The following is a 4,025-nucleotide window of genomic DNA, read 5'->3' as shown; positions in this document are numbered from 1 at the left end:
GAGCACGATCGGCACCGAGGCCGGGCCGATATTGCCGTGCTCGGCGAAGATGGTCATCACTTTCTTGGGATCAATGCCGAAAGCCTTGATCATGGCATCGGTGTGCACACGGCTGACCTGATGCACTACGAATTCGTCAATTTCCTCGACCGCCCAGCCCATAGCCAGACGGGCGGCGGCGAAAGTCTTAGATGCCAGCTTGATGCCTTCGATCAGCAGCATACGGGTGTCGGTGACCATGCGGTCGAGATTGCCGCGGCACAAGGTATTCCATTCGGTGGCCGAGCGCGACACACCGCCGCGGTAGCGCGGCGCATCTGGGGCCAGCTCGACGCGTGACAGCACCATGGCGGCGGCACCACAACCCAGGGTCAGCGAAGCCAATTCGTTGCGGAACTGTTCTTCGGTGAGGTCGGGCGCTTTCATGCGCGCCAGGGTTTTCTCATAGACCATATTCGCAGTCTCGCCGTCAACGATCAAGGCGTAGTCGATTTCACCGCGCTCTAGCATGCGACTGGCCACATCCATGCCGCTTAGGAAGGCCAGACAGGCGTTGGCGATATCAAAGTTGAGGCAGTTGTCGTTCAAACCGAGATTACCGGACACGATGCTGGCGGTGGACGGCTCCAGGTAATCGCGGCTGACCGAAGTGTTGACCAGTAAGCCGACACGGCTGCGGTCGACGCCGGCATCCAACAGGGCCTTTTCGGCGGCCATGGTGGCGACATCGGAGGCCTGCAGATCACCATCCCACATGCGACGGGCCTTGATGCCGGCAACATCTTGCAGGACATCAGTCTTGATGCCGAGTCGGTCCATGGCCGGTTTCAATTCGAGATTGATCTGGTCGGACGTCAGGGTGACCGGGGCATCGATGTGGGCAAGACCGGCGATGGCGACATTTTTGAAGAGCATAGTGATTCCAAGAAACGACCGGCCGGTAACGGCATGGGGCCTAAGCCCTTTATTCTGCCATAAACCGCCTTGAAAAGGCCGTTTTCCGGCATAGTGCAACTGCTAAAACAAGGGCTTAGGCTTTCTCGACGCTTTACCGTTCGGTGCTCAACGCCGAACTGCTGGCGTTTTACGGGTTGGTTCGCAAGAACTTACTGTAAGCCATCGCTCTCAGGCAAAAAAAGCCCGCCGAAGCGGGCTTTTTCATTTCCACAAAAAGGCACTTACTTGACGATATTGCCGTCGTTGTCCAGGACGGTGATCGGCCCGAGATTCAGTGCTTCGATTTTGCTGCGGATCTTCGACAGATCGCCGACAACCAGCCAAACCAGGGCATCCGGCTTGAAGGTGGACGAGGCCGTTGACTGGACTTCATCGACGGTAATGGCCTTGATGCGGTTGCTGCGTTGCAGCACGTAATCATCGGCACGGTTGAAACGCACGATATCGGCAACCGAACCGGTCAACGCGGTGGTGGTCTCCAGCGAGCCCGGCAGACGCAGGGTGAAGGAACGCTGGATTTTACTGACCTCATCGGCTGTTGCAGGGGTTTTGCCGCTTGCATACTCGTTGATTTCGCGCACCATTTCCGCCAGCGATTCAGCGGTCTTGTCGATCTGCACGCCGGCCGAAGCAATCCATGGGCGCTGTCCTTGCGCGCTGCGGGGGCCGGAACCGGCACCGTATGACCAACGCTTCTTCTCACGCAGGTTCATGTTAAGACGCGAGGTGAAGGTTCCGCCGAATACGCCGTTGGCGACTTCAAGATCGATGGCCTTGGCATCATTACTGGATGGCACGACATGGCCGGCGAAAATATTGGCCTGTACCGAAGCGGGCTGGTCGACCAGGAAAATACGCGGCTTGTTCGGCAAGGTCACCGCAGGAATCGATGCTGTGGCGGGCTTTGCACCTTGGCCTTTCCAATCGCCGAAGTATTTTTCCAGCAACGGCGTGATTTCAGCCATGGTGGTATCGCCGGTAATCACCAGCGTTGCGCCATCGGGGCGGATGAAATCCCGGTGGTAAGCCAACAAATCATCGCGGGTCAGTGCGGCGATATCGGTTTCTTTACCAGTGCCGCTGAGTGGGATGGCATAAGGATGGCCGTTACCATACATCAGGACCGGCAGAATCCGGTTGGCAACACCTTGCGGCTGGATTTTTTCCTGTTTGATGGTGGCCAGCCACTGGGCGCGGACTCGCTCCATTTCCTTGGCATCGAAATTGGGTTTACGCAGCATGGTGGCATATAGTGCCAGCGACGGTTCCAGCTTTTCCTTGATGGCCGAGAGCGATGCACTCGCGCCATCCAAGCCGGCAGCGCTGCCGATATTGGCACCTAGTTTTTCCTGCTCTGCGGCAAAACCCAAGGCATCAAAGCCGCCTGCACCTTGGCTCAACATATTGGTGGCGAAGCTGGCGGTGCCGAGTTTTTTGCCTTGGTCGGAGCTGAAGCCACCACCGAACAGCATGTTCATTTGCACAACCGGCACACCCGGACGTGCTGCCAGCACAACATTCAGGCCGTTGGCCAGCGTTTTTCGCTCAAGTTGCGGGAAGCTGAGGTCCGGGAACTGCGTGGTTTCCGGCACGCCTTTGCTGCGGTCAACACCGCTTGCGGTGGTCTTGAATTTCTTATCGGCAACGCCCACTGCCGGCATGGCGGTGCGTGTAACCGAGGGCTCTTCGGCTACCGGTTTGCGCTCGCCGGGCTCGACGATGGCAAACAGGCTGCCGCTTTTCAGCCACTTGTTACCAGCCGCTTTCACCGATGCCGGAGTGGCTTTTTCCATATTGGCCAAAGAGGTGCGGAAGCAGCCTGGATTATTTTGGTAAATGGTGCAGGAAGCCAATACGTCGGCTTTACCGCCGAAACCGCCTATACGTTCAATTTGGCGGATAAATCCTGATTTGGCAGCGACTTTGGCTTGGTCCAATTCAGCCTGGGTCGGGCCTTCGGCCAGTAATTTCTTCAGCTCTTCATCAACGATGGCCTCGACTTTTTTCGGATCGACGCCCTGTTTGATGGTCGCACCGATCTGGAACCCGCCCGAAAGCTGGCTGCCGAAATAACTGGCCGAGATGTTGTCTACCAATTTCTCCTGATGCACCAGGCGACGATCAAGGCGCGAGCTGCTGCTGCCGCCGAGCACTTGTGCGAACAAATCCAGATCTTCTTCTTCCGGCGTTCCGGTTTGTGCCACATTCCAAATGCGGTTCCAGGAGACTTGCGGCACTTTGTCAGTCAACACCAAGCGCGAATCAGCCTTCATCGGGGCAACGTCGACCTTGGGTTGAATGAAATTCGGCGCAGCCGGAATATCGCCGAAGTATTTGGCGACTTTTTCTTTCGCGGTGGCCAGATCAATATCGCCGGCCAGCACCAGTACGGCGTTATTCGGGCCATAGGCGCGACGGAACCAGCTCTTGACATCTTCCAAAGAGGCCGCGTTCAAGTCGTTCATCGAACCGATGGTGGTCCAGCTGTAAGGGTGACCTTTCGGGAAGCGGGCTTTCGAAAGCGGCTCGCGCAATACGCCATAGGGCTGATTTTCGCCCTGACGCTTTTCATTCTGGACCACGCCACGCTGTTCATCGAGCAAGCCTTGGTCAACCGCGCCCAGGAAGTGGCCCATACGGTCGGATTCCATCCACAGCGCCATATCCAGTGCCGTAGTCGGTACGTTCTGGAAATAGTTGGTACGGTCGGTATTGGTGGTGCCGTTCTGGTCGGTAGCGCCGACGCGCTCAAACGGACCGAAGAATTCGTCTTTATAGTTCTCGGAACCTTGGAACATCAGATGTTCGAATAAATGCGCAAATCCGGTACGGCCCGGGGTTTCATCCTTGGAGCCCACGTGGTACCAGATGTTGACGGCCACGATCGGCGCTTTGCGATCGGTATGCACGATCACGCGCAGGCCATTCGGCAGGGTGAATTCCTGGTAGGCGATGTCGACGGTTTGGGCACCGGCGGCCTGCGCCGATGGCAATAGAAACGGCGCGGTGCCGAGAAGGGCCAGACCGAGCGCGGCCGACAGCAGGGTTTTGTTTCCGAAGCGCATAAG

At 57.4% G+C, this 4,025-nt stretch carries 2 protein-coding genes; both read right to left on the bottom strand.

Going from position 1 to position 4,025, the window contains the following annotated elements:
• Positions 1 to 915 (bottom strand): 3-oxoacyl-ACP synthase III (locus ACIQ0Q_RS08320; protein WP_395772473.1); only part of this gene is annotated, 915 nt, incomplete at its 3' end.
• A gap of 263 nt (positions 916 to 1,178) precedes the next feature.
• Complete coding sequence (locus ACIQ0Q_RS08315; RefSeq protein WP_395772474.1) at positions 1,179 to 4,022, bottom strand: M16 family metallopeptidase; 2,844 nt, start codon at positions 4,020 to 4,022, stop codon at positions 1,179 to 1,181.
• Positions 4,023 to 4,025 lie beyond the last annotated feature (3 nt).

The organism is Arenimonas sp. (genome assembly GCF_044348765.1).
Lineage (GTDB): Bacteria > Pseudomonadota > Gammaproteobacteria > Xanthomonadales > Xanthomonadaceae > Arenimonas.
The sequence above is the reverse complement of the archived record's forward strand: the minus strand, read 5'-3'. Positions and strand labels throughout refer to the sequence as shown.

What these genes read in the sequence shown, in the direction of transcription:
- ACIQ0Q_RS08315 (WP_395772474.1), bottom strand. Translation starts at nt 4,022, where the DNA reads ATGCGCTTCGGAAACAAAACCCTGCTGTCGGCCGCGCTCGGTCTGGCC.